The sequence below is a fragment of the Vibrio ishigakensis genome, assembly GCF_024347675.1.
In the GTDB taxonomy this organism is placed as follows: domain Bacteria; phylum Pseudomonadota; class Gammaproteobacteria; order Enterobacterales; family Vibrionaceae; genus Vibrio; species Vibrio ishigakensis.
In genome coordinates, this window is the sequence record NZ_AP024881.1 from 2,644,372 (window position 1) to 2,662,750 (window position 18,379).

Below are 18,379 nucleotides of genomic sequence, written 5' to 3' on the forward strand. Positions count from 1 at the left end.
GAATCTACTTCAGCCTTATTGTCTAACGTTTGAATTGAAAAGTTGTAATTGCCAGGTCTTGCCAGCTCGAGCTACAACCACATCTTCTTTAGTAATTGAAACTATCTTGTAGCCTGCAACGCTCTGATTTTTAGAAAGAATTCTATCATTCAGCATAGCAACACATTGGCTACCCGAGTCACACACTATGCTTTGCAGTACAGGTAGCGGGTAAGTTTTAGCGCGCTTCACAGCACTGGCTTTAGGTGCATACCATCCTAGTGGAGCAGTTGGGTCTTGCTGAGCAAAAATACTACAAGACACGCTAAGCATCAGAAATAACAGAATATTTTTAACCACTGATAAACTCCTGCCTAGTGCCCAAAGTGTAGACCTCTAGCACCAGCTGTGCTGTCGGATACTTCTCAACTTGGTAATCGAAGCTGCGCCAGTAGTATTTAACTGGCATCTGCTCAAGCGTGTCCAAGTAGTCTTTGATATCAAAATAACGGCCGGTCACAGTGATACGCACTGGATGCAAGAAGTAGCCGGTTTCGTCGCTTACTTGTGTGATCGACTCCGCCGGTAGCGACTGCAATGAGACCAAACGAAGCTTGCCGCCACTGCTCAACACCTGCTCCAGCAAAGTTGCCATCTGGCTCGGTGAAATAAGACTATTCACCACCTGCGACAACTCTTCGGATAACTCTTGGTTTTCCAGCATCAACTGTTTGAGCTTTTTGTCTACCTCAGTATCCGGATCACGCTTAAGCTTCTCGATAAGCACCTTGATATCGGTTTGAGTAGAAGCGATAAGCTGCTCTTCTCGATCGACAGAACGCTCTGCTTTGGTTCGTTCTTCTGTGGCAGGGTCTAACAAAAAGGTTAGGCATAACAAGACAATAGCGACCCAACCGCCACCAGCGATCAACCATTTCTCTCTTGGGCTGAGCTCCGCGAACTGATCAGAAAGTAAAAGCCATCTCTCTTTCATCGCTTACCTCCTGACTTTGCCTTCAGCTCGAATGTAACTACGTTGCGATCATCACGACCAATATTCAGAGACTCGAAAGTACGCCCAACGAGCACCAACTCTTCCTTAAATTGATTCACCCAGCTTGGAATTGCCTGTGGTGTGCTTGCGACACCAATCAGGTTCAAACTGTCGCTAGTGATCTGAATGTGTTGCAACGAGATATCGTTGCGCGCTTGAGTAGCAAGGGCATCCATGATTCCAGAAAAACCAACCTTTTGAGAATCATCAAACTTACCTACTGCCTCCAGAGAACTGCGTTTAGCTGCAATATCTTCTTCAATGCGCTTGGCTGCATCGAGCTTAGACTGTGTTGGAGTATGATTGCTCAAACGCTGCTGCAAGGTCGCCTTTTCTTGGGTTAGTAGCGATGACTGACTCTTTAGGCTAACTAAGGTTTGCTTATATTCCTGGGTCTTGGCGTTTTCCAAATAGGCAAGCACGCCAAACACTACAGCCGTTAGCGCCCAAACCGCAATAACCTTGTTAAGCGATACCGCCTCTTTCTGTGGCTTCAGATGTGACGGGTAAAGGTTGATACTACTGAGTTCATGACCGTTTGCCGTATTTACTAACACCACTGCGCAAGGTAATGGCGGCTCACTCAGGGTAACGACCGACAAACTGACGATAGACTGCAATTGCTCAGTAAGAGTTTGAGCCTTATCGCCATCACAACTAATCACTAGGTTTCTAAACAGCACACCAGATAAGTTTGCACTCAGATAATCAGCACTTCGCTGTATATCCAGAGCTAGGCTATCTATCACACCGGGTGCGGCGGATTCAGCAGTCACCGGTGAATTTAGTCCACGCAGGGTGCGACTGAATACAGGGCTACCTGATACATAAGCAGATAGGTGGTAAAAATCTTGCTCCGAGCGACGCAGTAAAAAGAAGTTCTCTTGCTCTTCAAACGACTGCCCCCATACCTCATCCTCAGGAAGGATCTTGATAAGCTCTAGACCTTGCTGCTCGCAGTTTTGAGCTAAGGCTTGAGCAAGACGCTTTTTAATCGCGTAAGCCAGCACCTTCTGACCATCGGGCATAACTCGAGCGTCAGCAACGATATCTGCAATAGGGTCTGTCACTAGATCTTTAAGAAGGAAAGGAAGTGCCGCAGGCCACTCGGGCTCTGGAATACTCGGCTTATCTATCTGGTAGCTTTGGTAATGTGCTGCTCCTAGAACCACACACACCTTTTCTTTCTTTCCACCCATAGCAAGGGCTTCTTGAAAGGCGTTCTCCCAATTTCCATGAGATATAGCAATCGATTGCGGAGCTTTATCACCCTGAGGCTTACGACTGACATAAACAGCATCAGCCTGAATGATTATGATGAGCTGATAATCCTCATTGCTAGAGGAAAACAGGTTATTTATTTTTGAGAACCAAGACATATCATTTACCGTCTTCTTTGCTACCTCAATTCTGGCTCATTATTTCCGCCAACGATTTCTTCGTCCTGAAATTGACGACATGGTTTGTCTAATCTTATATCCAGATCCCGGTAAGAAGTCACTTTCTTTCGCAAAGAAGCGACCTTGCCCACCAGATATCCCAAGATTTAATAAAGTTTGCCACTCTTTCTTCGTTTCCACCCCCACAGCAATAACCTGAGTCGGTGTATTTTCACAAGCGCCTAAAAGGCTACGAATATAGAGTTGGTTTTCAGGTCGACTTTCAATATTGCGCACTAAGCTCCGGTGCAATTTCAAATAATCCACCGAAGACTCTTTAATGTAGTGAGAACTGATTATGGTTCTGCCTGCTTGGTTAACAATTACCTTGCAACCAAGGCCTGACAACATTTTGAGTACAGGTCGCATCGCATCTAGGTGCGTTACCATTGGACCTTCCATAAACTCGAATGCCAGGCGTTGCCTCTGTTGTGGGGTCAACTGAAGCAACTCATCTCTCAACCAATTGAAGTGCGTTCTGTACCTAAACGGTTGAGCATAGAGGTTAATAGAATAGCATACCATATCATCCGATAGCTTCAAAAATTTTACTATCTTCAATAAAACATTTTTATCTAACTGGCTTTCATAGCCGGTTTGTCTTATTGCGGGGCTAAACTTTGATGCCTTCAATATATGCTGCTTATCATCAATAATCCTACTGAATACCTCATGATGTAGAAATTCAACTTCACCATTTTCTTGAGCCAGGAAGCAAGGTTGCTTAATTAAATGAATTTTATCGGCATGCAATTCCCTATCAAACAAAGCCCGCCAACGAACGCTGCCTCTATCTACCGAGGACTTTGTTTCTTTATTAAAGCGGTTCCAGTTATTTTCTTTCTCCAACTGAGCCGACTTCAGCGCTGTCTCTACTTCATTAACGATATTAGTGCGACGCTCACCCTCACGGTAAACGGTCATGCCTAGGTGCACCCAGTTGTCTGGATCAATGCCGTTAAGATGTAATTTCTCTACCTGTCTTAAAATCTGACTACAAAGATTCGAGAGATCCGTATCTGATTGATTAGGGATCATGGCGCAGAATGTCGCCTCATAATAACGAGCAAAAACCACATCTGGATAACGGTTGATACTGTTAGAAATGGTATCGCCAAGTTCAACGATGAAGGCATCCAAGGTCTGCTTATCGTTTTGCTCTTTAATGCTTTCCCAGTCATAGACTTGGAGTACTATGATGCCACCAGAAGCGCCACTCTCAGTTAGAGTGGACTCTAATCGGTTATCAAAAGAGAGGCGATTAGATGCGCCGGTCAATTGATCCAAAAAGGTCTGGGAGCGGATAAAGGTATCGAAGCGACTGCGCTCTTGTCTGGCGTCTTGAAGCTCGGCAATCAGCTTATCCAATGCTTCGCTCGCAGTATAAGGCCACTCCTCGTGGTCTCCGATAGCGTGCTGCTCAACACGTCCCGCGAGAATCATTCGTCCGCGTTCTTCTAAAAGTTCAGAGCCGCGCAACTGTTGCCTCAACCACTTTACGCCCTGTCTCAAACAAAACACGATAAGGCCGATAGCGAGTGTGATAGTAGATAATGCTCCGATGGAGTAGCTGTAACCTATATAAGGCGGAATAACCTTAAACTCTATGGTGTAGCTAGGATTGAGGGTCAGATTGCTGGTGTAGGTGACGAGCCTTTCAAGCTCAAACGGCCTGGCTGTATCTTTGTAGTCAAACAGCACTACAGAGCCGGAATGCAGCTTCATCTCGATGACATTGCTGGATTTCAGTAGTTTTGGTACCCAACGCTTGAGCTCACCGTCTGCTACTGAAGCTTGGATCTGCTGATCTAGGACCTCTACGATCCCTTGCACTGAACGCTTGGTGTACTCCTCACCAAGCTTTTGAATGGATAGAGTACCGCCAACGAAAAGAATAAATACAGCACTGATGACTATCATGGTCACAAAGGCAACCAAGCGAGTACTCAGCTTTAACGCTGGAGTGGTACGCATGCAATTCAATCCCTGAATATGAATTTGGTTAAATTAAGTATGAATAGTTTGGCAGATTTGTAATTTATTGCTAACAAAAACAAACACCTGGCATAAAAAATGGTCCCAATTGGGACCACTTTCTCACAGTTTGTCTACCAAGCTGATTTTTAGAACGGAATGTCGTCGTCAAAATCCATTGGTGGCTCATTGTAGTTAGACTGTGGAGCCTGAGGTTTTTGCTGTTGCGCAGGTTGTTGATGCACTTGCGGCTGTTGAGGTTGACCCCAACCAGAGTTTGCTTGACCTTGAGGCTGGCTGTAACCACCTTGCTGACCGCCCATCTGTTGGCCTGGAGCACCACCGCCTTGACGACCACCTAGCAGTTGCATCTGACCTGTTGGCCATTGAACAACAACTTCTGTGGTGTAGCGGTCTTGACCAGATTGGTCTTGCCACTTACGAGTCTGCAGTTGACCTTCGATGTAAACCTGAGAGCCTTTCTTCAGGTATTCGCCCGCGATTTCAGCTGTTTTGCCGAATAGAACCACACGGTGCCATTCAGTTTTTTCACGCTGTTCACCGCTTGCTTTGTCTCGCCATGTTTCAGAAGTGGCGATAGTAATGTTCGCGATAGCATTACCATTAGCGGCAAAACGTACCTCAGGATCTTGGCCTAGGTTGCCCATTATAATAACTTTGTTGACGCCACGGCTTGCCATGTCTCACTCCGTTTTCAGATTACTCACTTTTTAGACGCGGTAGCATACCACGATCGAAGATAGGATCACACGTGCTAAATCCCACTCCTTACACGGCGACAATAAAGGTTAAGCAAGCTTTCTGAGGATTTAAATTAGATTTACATTCATCAAATCAATAACTTAAAGAAATATCGATCCATTACGCACACAACTGCAACGTACTGTATAACTTAGCTTTTTAAGGTGAAATGGATCGCAAAACCTCCAACAATACTTCGCGAATTACATGAATTAGAAACAGACTCAAAATCTGTCAGTTAGGAGGAAAAATTATGCAGTTTAACGGTATAAACTCTCAAATCTTTCTACATAAAAACAGTGGATTTGACGAAACAACAATTACAAAATTACAACAGCTAACAGGCTTAACCTTATACAAACTGGAAGATTGGCATCAGGAGTATAAATCGAGTTTAACCCCAATAATAATCATCAGTTATAACGATAAAGAATTTAATCCTTTGGAGTATGAGAACCCGAATGAGCCGGGCAAGAATATCTTCATGGTCACCACGCGCACGCCACTACAATTAAAGACAACTCAGTTGCTTAAATATGGTCGACTAAAAGGGATTTTCTACAAGGACCAAAGTCCAGAGCAGATAGCCCTTGGATTGGAGTCCTTGGCTCAAGGGCGGTCATGGCTTAGCCGCGCGGTCACCGATCAGCTACTCTCATACTTTCAATCGGTCTTAATTCGCTATAACCCGCCTCATACGATTAATTTAACTCGCCGCGAAATAGAAGTACTGGAGGCTCTAAAGTCGGGAAAGTCAAATTATCATATCTCCGAAAAGCTTTTCGTAAGCGAACACACGATTAAGTCTCATCTATATAAGATATTTCGGAAAATAAAGGTAAAAAACAGGGACGAGGCGGTATTGTGGGCGCACCATTTCTTACCATAACCCGTCAATTTACATAAATTTCATACACTAGACATTGGGGTAGCTCTAACTTGATGGTAGAGTTAGGCGCTAAATTAATAACAATCTTTATAACGTTAGGTTACCCCATGATTAAAAAGTGTTTATTCCCCGCCGCAGGCTACGGCACTCGTTTCCTTCCTGCTACTAAATCTATGCCAAAAGAGATGATGCCAGTGGTGAACAAACCACTTATCGAATATGGCGTTGAAGAAGCGATTGAAGCAGGTATGGACGGTATGTGTATCGTTACTGGCCGTGGTAAACACTCCATCATGGATCACTTCGATAAGAACTACGAGCTAGAGCACCAGATCCAAGGTACCAACAAAGAAGAGCTACTGGTTGATATCCGTGACATCATCGAATCTGCAAACTTCACCTATATTCGCCAACGCGAAATGAAGGGCCTAGGCCACGCAATCCTAACTGGTCGTGAACTAGTGGGTGATGAACCATTTGCCGTAGTTCTTGCTGATGACCTTTGTGTAAACGAAGAGCAAGGCGTTCTAGCACAGATGGCAGCACTTTATAAGCAGTTCCGTTGTTCAATCGTTGCAGTTCAAGAAGTGCCTGAAGATGAGACCCATAAGTATGGCGTTATCAAGGGTGAGATGATCAAAGACGACCTAATCCGTGTTGATGACATGGTTGAAAAACCAGAACCAGGCACAGCACCAAGCAACCTAGCGATCATCGGCCGCTACATCCTGACTCCAGATATCTTTGAGCTAATCGAAAACACTGAACCAGGTAAAGGCGGCGAGATCCAAATCACCGACGCACTACTTAAGCAAGCACAAGCTGGCTGTGTCCTAGCATACAAATTCAAAGGCAAACGTTTTGACTGTGGTAGCGTAGATGGCTATATCGAAGCAACCAACTACTGCTTTGAGAACATCTACAAAAAAGACGAGAAAGCCACTGAGCTTGGCAAGAAGTCGACCCAGAAAGAAGCCTAATTCTGATTCCGAAAAACAGTGGCAATAGCCACTGTTTTTTTATCCAGTAATTGTTTGCACAGCTTTGAAGCTATGTAATACTTGCAAGATTGCTGACTATAAAGTGGATTCAGATGGATACTATCGACGTTCGTGGTGCTCGTACCCACAACCTGAAGAATATCAACCTCACCATTCCTCGCGATAAGCTCATTGTTATCACAGGCCTCTCAGGCTCAGGAAAATCATCTCTAGCATTCGATACCCTCTACGCTGAGGGGCAACGCCGATACGTAGAATCCCTTTCCGCTTACGCCAGGCAGTTCCTTTCTTTGATGGAAAAGCCAGATGTAGACCATATTGAGGGTCTATCTCCTGCGATCTCCATCGAACAGAAGTCTACCTCACACAACCCGCGCTCCACCGTAGGTACTATCACCGAAGTCTACGACTACCTGCGTCTGCTATATGCACGCGTAGGTGAACCAAGGTGTCCAGAGCACAAGGTGCCGCTGGCCGCACAGACGGTTAGTCAGATGGTTGATAAGGTTCTTGAGTTGCCAGAAGGCTCAAAGATGATGCTGCTTGCGCCTATCGTGAAAGAGCGTAAAGGTGAGCACGTTAAGACCTTTGAAAACCTTGTTGCACAAGGCTTCATTAGAGCACGTGTTGATGGTGATATCTGCGACCTATCCGATCCACCGACGCTAGAGCTTCATAAGAAACACACCATAGAGGTTATCGTCGACCGCTTTAAGGTGCGTGGCGACCTTAAGCAACGCCTCGCTGAATCTTTTGAGACCACCTTGGAGCTATCAGGTGGTATCGCTGTGGTTGCCTCAATGGATAAACATGACGAAGAAGATGAAATCATCTTCTCAGCTAACTTTGCTTGCCCATATTGTGGTTATAGCATGCAAGAGCTGGAGCCACGCTTATTCTCGTTCAACAACCCAGCGGGTGCCTGCCATACCTGTGATGGCTTAGGCGTACAGCAATACTTTGATGAAGGTCGTGTGGTTCTGGATGACAGTCTGAGTATCGCAGATGGCGCAATCAAAGGGTGGGATCAGAAAAACTACTACTATTTTCAGATGCTTGGCGCACTGGCTGAGCACTATGACTTTGACCTTTATGCACCGTTTAACTCACTTCCTAAGAAAATTCGAGAGATAGTGCTAACTGGCTCTGGTCGTACCCAGATTGAGTTCAAATACATCAACGACCGTGGTGATATTCGAGTTAAAACCCATCCGTTCGAAGGTATTCTCAATACCCTAGAGCGTCGATACCGTGATACTGAGTCCAACTCAGTGCGTGAAGATCTAGCCAAATATATCTCTACCCGCTCATGCTCAAGTTGTGGTGGCACTAGGCTCCGCGAAGAAGCCCGTAATGTATTTATCGCCGATACCCCGCTTCCAAGCATTGTTGAGATGAGCATCAGTGATGCGATGCAGTTCTTTAAATCATTGGAGCTTGAGGGGCAAAAAGCGCAGATCGCTGAAAAGATAATGAAGGAGATCAACGACCGCCTTCACTTCTTAGTCAACGTTGGCCTTAACTATCTCAACCTTTCTCGCAGTGCCGAAACACTCTCTGGTGGTGAGGCTCAACGTATTCGTCTTGCTAGCCAGATTGGTGCTGGTCTCGTTGGCGTGATGTACGTGCTGGATGAGCCGTCAATAGGCCTCCACCAGCGTGACAACGAACGCCTGCTTGCAACCCTGACTCACCTTCGCGATCTCGGAAACACCGTACTGGTTGTTGAACACGATGAAGATGCCATCAGAACCGCAGATCACATTATCGATATCGGCCCTGGGGCAGGTGTGCATGGTGGTCAGGTAGTGGCTGAAGGTACCTACGAAGAGATTATCAATAACGATGAATCTCTCACTGGTCAGTATCTAAAAGGCACCAAAGAGATTGCAGTGCCAAAAGAGCGTACTCCCGTGGATCCTAAGAAACTTCTCCAGCTTTCTGGGGCGAGCGGTAACAATCTGAAGCAGGTCGACTTAACGATTCCGTGTGGGCTATTTACCTGTGTCACTGGTGTGTCCGGTTCGGGTAAGTCGACCCTAATCAACGATACCTTCTTTAAGGTTGCACACAGAGAACTGAACGGTGCAACCACCAGCAATCCGAGCCCTTATGCGAAGATCGATGGCCTACAGCACTTCGATAAGGTGATCGATATAGATCAGAGCCCGATCGGCCGTACTCCAAGATCGAACCCTGCCACCTACACCGGGATCTTTACTCCAATCCGAGAACTATTTGCGGGCACACAGGAAGCTCGTTCCCGCGGTTATAAACCGGGTCGCTTTAGCTTTAACGTGCGCGGAGGCCGATGTGAGGCCTGTCAGGGTGATGGCGTGATCAAGGTAGAGATGCACTTCCTGCCTGACGTATATGTTCCTTGTGATAGCTGTAAAGGTAAGCGCTACAACCGTGAAACCTTAGAAGTTCGCTACAAAGGCAAGTCTATCGATCAAGTTCTAGAGATGACGGTTGAAGATGCTCACGCCTTCTTCGAACCAGTGCCCGTTATCGCGCGTAAACTGAAAACCCTTATTGATGTTGGCCTATCCTATATCCGCCTAGGTCAGGCAGCCACCACCCTATCCGGTGGTGAGGCACAGCGTGTGAAACTAGCTCGTGAGCTATCCAAACGTGACACAGGCAAAACTCTGTATATTCTGGACGAACCGACTACAGGTCTGCACTTCCACGATATACAACAACTGCTAACCGTATTGCATCGTCTACGAGACCACGGCAATACTATAGTGGTTATCGAGCACAACCTAGATGTGGTGAAAACGGCCGACTGGATTGTCGACCTTGGTCCAGAGGGTGGACAAGGCGGTGGCGAGATTATTGCTACCGGTACTCCAGAAGAGGTCGCGCTTGTTGAGGGCTCTCATACCGCTCGCTTCCTTAAACCTATGCTCAAGATGTAGAGGACTCGCCACCTATGGCAACCCTGTTAACCTCAGGTACCAACTTACAGGCACAGAAACCAACTGTGCCTTTGAACAAGCGTTTTATGTTCGCAATCGGGGTCGCCTTTTTAGTGGCGACCCATTTCTTCACCCCCAATCCGGGTGGTGCAGGACTGTTTCTCTCCTTTAACCCACCGGTTTGGATAACCATATCTATTGCATTGGGTATGGCCGCCTATCAGACAGCACGTAACCGTGTTATCAAATACTCCAAGCTGTCTGTGGCTATGTTGATCAGCTGTATCTTACTGACTCTGCCACTGTTTTATCCCAATGCTGAACCTTTGCTGGCATTGCCAAGACTAATGGGACTATGGGCTGGTCTTGGGCTATTTGTTGCCTTACAACAATTCCGGTTCAGTAATGAAGAGAAACAGCGCCTGTTATGGTTCATCTTGCTATCCGTGTTAATCGAAGCACTGTTTGGCTGGGTACAATATACCTTGCTCTCTGAGGGCAATATGTTTGGCTATAACACAGTAGCTAACCGCCCCTACGGTATATTTCAACAACCAAATGTTATGGCCAGTTTCTTGGCTACTGGTTTGGTGATTTCTGGCTATTTACTGGCTAGACAGCCCCATACTAAGTATCTGCATTGGCGCCATAAACTTATCCTTCTTTACGCGACTCCAGTTCTCACTATTCCACTTCTGGTTGTATTAGCGTCTCGCACTGGTTGGCTAGGCTCTATTCTCGCACTCGCTCTGCTTTTGCCTTATGTACATCGCTTCGCTGCCCGCAATCGAGCCTATACTTGGGGCGCTATGTTGCTGCTCGGGTTGGGTGTTGGTTTAGGATTGACTCAAGTCGGGGATAACCAATCACTACTACAGCAAAAAGCTGATCTAGAAAGTCCGAGGGCATATACCCTTCCTCAAACCCTAGATATGTTGATAGAGAAGCCTCTCTCTGGATATGGTTATGGTCGCTTCGAGCCTGAATATATGCTGTATACGGCAAGACAGCATCAGCTGAACAGCGAGTACCCTGCTGGCCTGCCGTCTATGGACCACCCGCATAATGAACTGCTTTATTGGGGTGCTGAAGGGGGCATATTACCTTTGTTCGGGATCTTACTAGCGATGGGTTATGTACTGTATTGGCTGACAAAGGCAAGAAAAGGCACTCGTATTGGTATCTTGTCGCTATTTATTCCAATCGTGCTTCACTCACAGCTAGAATATCCTTTCTATCACTCAGCCATACACTGGATCAGTTTTATCCTATTGATCTATTGGGTTGATCAGCGCGGTGGTAAGAGCTATCAATTCAACTTCGGCCGTTCTTCCAAACTCATATTGAGACTAGGAAGCCTGTTGATGCCTATCGTCGTTAGCTTCTTTATGTTGACCTCACTTCAAACCAATCAGGTATTAACGGAATTTGAGAAGTCCAAGCCGAAAAACCCTGACATCTTAGATAGAGTAACAAATCCAATCGTATGGAAAGACAGATACGAATGGGATATCAATAGCACCTTCTTACAGCTAGGACTGGCGACGGGCAATCCAGACTATATCCAGTCGTTCGTGGATTGGTCTCAAGAGTTTATCCAGCACAAACCAAGACCTTCGGTATACAAGAACCTAATCTTGGCTTATCAAGGCTTGTCTGATGAGAGGTTAGCCGAGGAGATTCGCGGGGAGGCCAAGTTCCTATTTCCAAATGTCGACTTTGATAACATCACCTTGGTCAAGGTGGGAGAAAAATCAGAGTCTGACGCTACTGATTCCGAATAAGAAAAAGGCTCCGTATTCTACGGAGCCTTTTCTATTCTACTTGAGCACTTCTTCTAGGGCTCGCAAACAGAGCGCAACGTTCTCTCTACGAGCACCATACCCCATCAGTCCGATACGCCAAGCCTTGCCAGCAAGCGCACCTAAACCTGCTCCTATCTCAAGGTTGTAATCGTTGAGAAGCCTCTGACGAACCTCGGCATCATCGACCCCTTGCGGAATATAAACCGCATTAAGTTGAGGCAGTCTTTGTTCTTCCTCAACCACAAACTCAATACCTAATTTGGATAGGCCTTGTTTGAGCAACTGATGCATCTGCTGATGACGCTGCCAAGCATTCTCTAGCCCTTCATTCTTTAGAATCAACAAGGCTTCATGTAGAGCGTACAGGCTGTTAACCGGAGCCGTGTGATGATATGAGCGTTTACCCTCTCCGCTCCAGTAACCGAGAACTAGACTCTGATCGAGGAACCAACTCTGAACCGGATTTTTACGAGCTTGTATCTTATCGATAGCTTGCTGAGAGAATGTCAGCGGTGATAGTCCTGGCACACAAGAAAGGCATTTCTGACTTCCAGAATAAACAGCATCCAAGCCCCAGTTATCTACATACAAGGGAACGCCACCGAGTGAGGTTACTGCATCAACAATAACCAGCATGTCCTTTTGCTTCGCTAACTTGGCAATGGCTTCTGCATCACTGACTGCACCGGTTGAGGTTTCAGCATGTACAAAGGCTACGGCAACAGCATCAGGATTCTCTTCGATAGCCTGCGCGACTTTATCAACAGAAACAGCACTGCTCCACTCATCATCCACCAGCACAGCTTCTGCACCGCAACGAGCAACATTTTCTCGCATGCGCTCGCCAAAAACACCATTGCGGCAGACAATCACCTTCTCACCCGGTTCAATCAGGTTAACGAAACACGCTTCCATTCCCGCACTGCCAGGTGCAGAGATAGCAATAGTGAATTCATTTTCAGTCTGAAACGCATACTTCAGCAGAGTTTTAAGCTCGTCCATCATATTGATAAACAAAGGGTCTAGATGACCTATGGTCGGTCTTGCGAGCGCTTGAAGAACTTGAGGAGAGATATCTGAAGGGCCAGGGCCCAATAAAGTGCGACGTGGGGGATTGAAGCTTTGCATATAGGGTGTCCTTGTTGTTTTTCTTCAGGGTATGACACTCACAAGCCTCGCTCAAACCTAACAAGCCAGAATTGAGTCCTGATAGACAAAGTATCTTGCAAGAATTTCATTCAACCGGTTGACATAATTTGAGCAAAGCCTTTCAATGATTGTTTGGAGAAAAACCAATAAAAATACCCATCTCCGAATAATTATCGCTGGTTTATTCCGGCACTTTTGAATCACAGATTTTTGTCTTTTTTAGAAAAGCTCATTAAAGGAATAATGGAGAGAAGCCGTGGGAGCAATCAACGTTGCTAAATTCGGTGGCACCAGTGTCGCTAACTATGAAGCGATGAACCGCTGTGCAGCCATTGTAGAAAACAACCCTGACACTAAACTCGTCGTTATTAGCGCCTGTTCTGGCGTAACTAACATCTTGGTAGAACTGGCAAATGGTGTGCAAGAGCAAGCCAAGCGTGAGCAATTGCTGCAGAACCTAGTTCAAATCCATTTCTCTATCGTAGATCAACTGAAAAACCCTTCTGAGATCACCCCTGCTATCAATGAGATCCTCGCTAAGGTTTCTCAATGTGCAGAACAGGCCGCGGAAAAGAGCAGTACTCAACTGACTGACCAGCTAGTTGCCTGTGGTGAGCTTATGTCTACACACATTCTTAGCCAGTTGATGCGCGAACGTGGACATCAAGCAACCCGCTTTGATATCCGCACCGTAATGAAGACCACATCAAACTTTGGTAGTGCAGAACCGCTACTGGATGATATCCGTGTGGCAGCTCAGTCTCATCTTGTGCCACTGTGTGAAGATAATATTGTTATCACTCAAGGCTTTATTGGCTCTGACCATAATAACCAAACCACAACCCTAGGTCGTGGTGGCAGTGACTACAGTGCCGCTTTGATTGCAGAAGCAGTGGATGCAAGTGGTCTAGAGATCTGGACAGACGTTCCAGGTATCTATACCACTGACCCTAGAATCGCGCCTCAAGCGAAACCAATCCAAGAGATCAGCTTTAGCGAAGCCTCGGAGATGGCAAACTATGGTGCCAAGATCCTGCACCCATCGACACTATTGCCAGCCCTTCGCCATAAGATACCTGTATTTGTAGGTTCGTCTAAAGAGCCAGAGCTTGGTGGTACTTGGGTAAAACAGCAAGTAGAAAGCGCACCTTTGTTCCGTGCAGTAACCCTGCGTGGCAATCAAACCATGGTGACTCTAAAAAGCCTTAGCATGTTCCATGCATATGGTTTCCTCGCTAAAGTGTTTGAGATCCTAGCTCGTCATCGCGTGTCGGTAGATTTGATCACAACCTCAGAGATCAGTGTCTCTCTGACCCTTGACCGTACTAACACTCAAGGTGGTTCACCTCAGCTTCCAGCAGAAGCTCAGCGAGAACTGGAAGAGCTTTGTTCTGTAGAGGTTGAGCACAACCTTAGCCTAATCGCCCTTATCGGTAACAACATGGGCCAGGCGAAAGGGACAGCGAAACACATCTTCGGCACCCTAGAAGACCACAACCTAAGAATGATCTGTTATGGTGCGAGTAACCATAACCTATGCTTCCTATTGCATGAGTCTTCGGCTCGCCATGCAGTGCAACAATTGCATCGTCAGCTGTTTGAAAACCAAGCATAAACAATACGTTAGATACTAAAAAGGGGCGATTATCGCCCCTTTTTTCTATTCAGCTAGCCGTTAATGTTTGGGCCTAACCATTTCTCAGCCTCAAGTCTATCCCAGCCCTTACGAGCGGCATAGTCATTCAACTGGTCTTCTTGGATCTGTGCAACGGCAAAGTAGCGACTATCTGGATGAGAAAAATACCAACCCGACACCGAAGCACCTGGCCACATTGCATAGCTAGAGGTCAAAGACATACCAATAGTCTCCTCCACATTCATAAGCTCCCAAAGCGGTCCTTTTTCTGTGTGCTCAGGACAAGCGGGATAACCCGGCGCTGGACGAATACCTTGGTACTTCTCACGAATTAGATCATCGTTATCCAATTGCTCATCAGGTGCATAACCCCAATGCTTAGTGCGTACCTCTTGGTGTAGATATTCAGCAAAGGCTTCTGCCAAACGATCTGCAACCGCCTGGATCATGATGGCGTTGTAATCATCGCCCTCAGCTTTATATTTATCCGCAAGCTCACGCTCACCAATACCACCGGTTACTGCAAAGGCACCGATCCAGTCAGCTTTACCTGAACTCTTAGGTGCAACGTAATCACTCAAACAGTAGTTAAAGCCTTTCGGTTTCTCTGTCTGTTGGCGAAGATGCTGTAGAGTCTTGATTACCTCAGTGCGAGACTCATCTGCATACACCTCGATATCGTCACCATTGCTGTTCGCTGGGAACAGTTGGCACATACCACTTGCCTTGATGATGCCATCCGCTTCTATCTTATCTAGGAACTCGTTTGCATCCTGATATAGGCGCTTGGCTTCTTCACCCACTTCTTCGTGCTCGAGAATAGCAGGGAATTTGCCCATCAAGCTCCAAGTCATGAAGAAAGGAGTCCAATCGATATACTTACGCAACACAGATACATCCATGTCCTTGATAACCACAGGCTCAAGCGTCTTAGGTTGAGGCGGCGTGTAGCCTTCCCAATCAATATCAACACGGTTAGCACGAGCTTTTTCAAGAGTCACAGGTTTGCTCTTCGGACGCTTACGTGCATGTTGTTCACGCACTCTCTCATAGTCTAGGTCTAGTTTTTCAACGAAAGCTGGCTTCAATTCATTCGATAACAGAGAGGTGCATACACCTACCGCGCGAGATGCGTTATTTACATACACCACAGGCTCGGAGTAGTTTTGTTCAATCTTAACTGCAGTGTGTGCCTTAGAGGTGGTAGCACCGCCGATCATCAATGGCAGATCAAACCCGAGACGTTCCATCTCTTTTGCCACATGCACCATCTCATCTAGAGAAGGGGTGATCAGGCCAGATAGACCAATGATGTCTACGTTTTCTTCCTTAGCGACTTTTAAGATCTTCTCGCAAGGAACCATTACTCCAAGGTCGATAATCTCGTAGTTATTACACTGAAGTACCACACCAACAATGTTCTTACCGATGTCATGAACATCACCCTTAACCGTTGCTAGGAGGATCTTGCCGTTAGACTGTCCCGCCTGTTTTTCTGCATTGATGTAAGGCTCTAGATACGCAACGGCTTGCTTCATTACACGCGCTGATTTTACTACCTGTGGAAGGAACATCTTACCTTCACCGAATAGATCACCAACCACGTTCATGCCGTCCATCAGTGGACCTTCGATAACCTCGAGTGGCTTGCTAGCATTGGCTCGAGCCTCTTCTGTGTCCTCGACGATAAACTCGGTAATACCTTTAACTAGCGCATGCTCAAGGCGTTTTTGTACTGGCCATGAACGCCACTCTTGAGCGGCTCCATCGTCTTGTGAACCAACGCTATTTTCACGGTACTCTTCTGCGAGCTCAAGCAGATTCTCCGTAGCATCTGGATGACGATTAAGCACCACATCCTCTACCGCAATGCGCAGTTTCTCTGGTACGTTGTCATACACCTCTAACTGACCGGCATTAACGATACCCATGTCCATACCGTTCTTGAAGCAGTGGTATAGGAATACCGCATGGATCGCTTCACGCACATAGTTATTACCGCGGAAGGAGAAAGATACGTTAGATACGCCACCTGAAACCATAGCATGTGGCAGGTCGCGTTTAATGTCTGCAACCGCTTCAATGAAATCTACTGCGTAGTTGTTGTGCTCATCGATACCCGTCGCTACCGCAAAGATATTCGGGTCAAAGATAACGTCCTCCGGTGGGAAGCCAACTTCGTTCACTAAGATGTTGTAGGCATTGGTACAGATCTCTATCTTGCGCTCACGAGTATCCGCCTGACCCACTTCATCAAAGGCCATTACGATAACTGCGGCACCATAGCGACGAATCAGCTTAGCCTGTTCAACAAACTTCTCTTTGCCCTCTTTTAGAGAGATAGAGTTAACTATGCCCTTGCCTTGGAGACACTTAAGACCTGCCTCGATAACCTCCCACTTGGAGGAGTCGACCATGATCGGCACCTTGGAGATCTCTGGCTCTGAGGCACACAGGTTTAGGAAACGAACCATACAGGCTTCCGCATCCAGCATGCCCTCATCCATATTGATATCGATGATCTGAGCACCATTCTCTACCTGCTGACGTGCAACCTCGAGAGCTTCTTCATAAAGCTCTTCTTTAATCAGGCGCTTGAAACGAGCTGAACCAGTTACGTTAGTACGCTCACCCACGTTTACAAATAGAGTCTCTTTTTCAATGGTTAGCGGCTCAAGACCAGACAGTCGGCAAGCTGTAACTAACTCAGGAAGAGAGCGAGGTGTAACACCTTCAACAGCTTCTGCCATGGCGCGGATATGCTCTGGCGTAGTACCACAACAGCCACCCACCAGGTTCAAGAAGCCAGATTCTGCCCACTCTTTAATGTGCTCAGCCATATCTGAAGGAGAAAGGTCATATTCACCAAAGGCGTTCGGTAGGCCCGCATTTGGATGCACAGAGACAAAGGTCTCTGAGATACGCGACATCTCTTCTACATAAGGACGTAGCTCGTCTGGACCAAGAGCACAGTTGAGGCCAAAAGAGATCGGCTGAACGTGACGAAGGGAGTTGTAGAAGGCTTCGGTTGTTTGACCTGAAAGGGTTCGACCTGAGGCATCAGTAATCGTGCCCGAGATCATCACAGGCAAAGAGTAGCCTAGCTCATCAAACACAGTCTCGACTGCAAAAGCACACGCCTTGGCGTTCAAGGTATCGAAAATGGTCTCAATAAGAATAAGGTCACTACCACCCTTAATAAGGGCATGAGTAGACTCTTTATACGCTTCAACTAATTGGTCAAAGGTAACGTTACGAAAACCTGGGTCATTTACGTCTGGAGAAATAGAACAGGTACGGTTTGTTGGACCAAGCACACCCGCAACATAGCGAGGCTTCTCTGGTGTCTTTGCGGTCCACTCATCAGCCACCTCACGAGCCAGTTTCGCCGCAGCAAAGTTGATCTCTTCACTGAGGTCTTCCATCTCATAGTCCGCCATCGCAATCGTGGTGGCGTTAAAGGTGTTGGTTTCTAAGATGTCCGCACCCGCTTCTAGGTATTGCGAGTGAATCTGTTTGATCAGTTGAGGCTGAGTCAGAACGAGTAGGTCGTTGTTGCCTTTTAGGTCGCAGTGCCAATCAGCAAAACGTCCTCCACGATAATCCGGTTCTTCTAGTTTCTCGTTTTGGATCATGGTGCCCATACCACCATCGATCAATAAAATACGTTGTTGTAACTGGGCCTCTAATTGGTCTCTCATACTGCTTCCTGCTCAGCTCAAATTATTCCGAAATTGCCCTCCATCCTATCACAGTCCTATTAGATT

General features: G+C 46.6%; 12 protein-coding genes. 5 read left to right on the top strand and 7 right to left on the bottom strand.

Going from position 1 to position 18,379, the window contains the following annotated elements:
• Positions 1-15 precede the first annotated feature (15 nt).
• The 5 genes from Pcarn_RS12165 to Pcarn_RS12185 all read right to left on the bottom strand — a co-directional run bounded on the left by Pcarn_RS12165 (position 16) and on the right by Pcarn_RS12185 (position 5,147).
• Positions 16-339 (bottom strand): MSHA biogenesis protein MshK, encoded by a 324-nt coding sequence (locus tag Pcarn_RS12165; protein WP_261834121.1) that lies wholly within the window; start codon positions 337-339, stop codon positions 16-18.
• Positions 332-973, bottom strand: a complete 642-nt coding sequence (locus Pcarn_RS12170) for a type II secretion system protein M (RefSeq protein ID WP_261834122.1) — start codon at positions 971-973, stop codon at positions 332-334. The genes Pcarn_RS12165 and Pcarn_RS12170 overlap by 8 nt, the downstream gene beginning before the upstream one ends.
• Entirely contained in the window at positions 970-2,412 is a 1,443-nt protein-coding gene (locus Pcarn_RS12175; protein ID WP_261834123.1) for a hypothetical protein, read from the bottom strand. The genes Pcarn_RS12170 and Pcarn_RS12175 overlap by 4 nt, the downstream gene beginning before the upstream one ends.
• Before the next feature lie 39 nt (positions 2,413-2,451).
• Positions 2,452-4,446 carry an RNase E specificity factor CsrD gene (gene csrD, locus Pcarn_RS12180; RefSeq protein ID WP_261834124.1) on the bottom strand — a complete coding sequence of 665 codons (1,995 nt, stop codon included), beginning with the start codon at positions 4,444-4,446 and terminating at the stop codon, positions 2,452-2,454.
• Between the two features lie 149 nt (positions 4,447-4,595).
• Positions 4,596-5,147, bottom strand: a complete 552-nt coding sequence (locus Pcarn_RS12185) for a single-stranded DNA-binding protein (RefSeq protein WP_261834125.1) — start codon at positions 5,145-5,147, stop codon at positions 4,596-4,598.
• Between the two features lie 314 nt (positions 5,148-5,461).
• On the opposite strand from Pcarn_RS12185, the gene Pcarn_RS12190 reads away from it, so the two are divergent.
• From Pcarn_RS12190 to Pcarn_RS12205, 4 genes are all read left to right on the top strand, one after another.
• Positions 5,462-6,097, top strand: a complete 636-nt coding sequence (locus tag Pcarn_RS12190) for a response regulator transcription factor (protein ID WP_261834126.1) — start codon at positions 5,462-5,464, stop codon at positions 6,095-6,097.
• A gap of 107 nt (positions 6,098-6,204) precedes the next feature.
• Positions 6,205-7,077 carry a UTP--glucose-1-phosphate uridylyltransferase GalU gene (galU, locus tag Pcarn_RS12195; RefSeq protein ID WP_261834127.1) on the top strand — a complete coding sequence of 291 codons (873 nt, stop codon included), beginning with the start codon at positions 6,205-6,207 and terminating at the stop codon, positions 7,075-7,077.
• A 113-nt stretch (positions 7,078-7,190) separates the two neighbouring features.
• The gene (uvrA, locus tag Pcarn_RS12200; protein WP_261834128.1) at positions 7,191-10,022 is read left to right on the top strand and encodes an excinuclease ABC subunit UvrA; all 2,832 of its coding nucleotides are present in this window, start codon (positions 7,191-7,193) and stop codon (positions 10,020-10,022) included.
• Positions 10,023-10,036: 14 nt separating this feature from the next.
• Complete coding sequence (locus Pcarn_RS12205) at positions 10,037-11,806, top strand: PglL family O-oligosaccharyltransferase (protein WP_261834129.1); 1,770 nt, start codon at positions 10,037-10,039, stop codon at positions 11,804-11,806.
• 36 nt (positions 11,807-11,842) lie between these two features.
• Here Pcarn_RS12205 and Pcarn_RS12210 read toward each other — a convergent pair whose 3' ends face one another.
• Positions 11,843-12,955: a pyridoxal-phosphate-dependent aminotransferase family protein gene (locus tag Pcarn_RS12210; RefSeq protein WP_261834130.1), complete on the bottom strand. Its 1,113-nt coding sequence runs from the start codon at positions 12,953-12,955 to the stop codon at positions 11,843-11,845.
• Positions 12,956-13,232: 277 nt separating this feature from the next.
• Here Pcarn_RS12210 and lysC point away from each other — a divergent pair, with 277 nt between their 5' ends.
• A complete protein-coding gene (gene lysC, locus Pcarn_RS12215; protein WP_261834131.1) occupies positions 13,233-14,591 on the top strand; it encodes a lysine-sensitive aspartokinase 3 in 1,359 nt (452 codons plus the stop codon).
• Between the two features lie 53 nt (positions 14,592-14,644).
• Here the strand turns inward: lysC and metH are convergent, their stop codons facing one another.
• Positions 14,645-18,313: a methionine synthase gene (gene metH, locus Pcarn_RS12220; protein WP_261834132.1), complete on the bottom strand. Its 3,669-nt coding sequence runs from the start codon at positions 18,311-18,313 to the stop codon at positions 14,645-14,647.
• Positions 18,314-18,379 lie beyond the last annotated feature (66 nt).